Raw genomic sequence first — 328 nt, 5'->3', positions numbered from 1 at the left:
AGTTGGCAAAGATGGTAAAGTAACTGTAACCATTCCAGAAGGAGCGAAACCAGGTGATAAGATTACAGGAACCATCACCGTAACTTACCCAGATGGCTCAAAAGATGAAGTTCCAGTGGAAGTAACGGTTAGAGAAAAAGACAAAGACATCTATACACCAGAGTACAATAAAGGAAATGGCAAACCAGGTGGCACTGTTGAATTACCATTGAAAGAGAAAGCTGGCAAAGAAATTCCAGAAGGAACTAAATTCCAAAGTGATACTCCAGGAATCACAGTTGGCAAAGATGGTAAAGTAACTGTAACCATTCCAGAAGGAGCGAAACCA

At 40.9% G+C, this 328-nt stretch carries 1 protein-coding gene; it reads left to right on the top strand.

The genetic code is table 11. The annotated features are described in order from the left end of the window. Positions 1-328, top strand: a 328-nt coding sequence (locus ADI58_RS04955; RefSeq protein WP_049521687.1) for a YPDG domain-containing protein, incomplete at both ends; no start/stop codon positions are given.

The organism is Streptococcus mitis, from assembly GCF_001074635.1.
GTDB classification, from domain to species: Bacteria; Bacillota; Bacilli; order Lactobacillales; family Streptococcaceae; genus Streptococcus; species Streptococcus mitis_E.
This window is presented reverse-complemented; position numbering and strand designations above follow the sequence as displayed.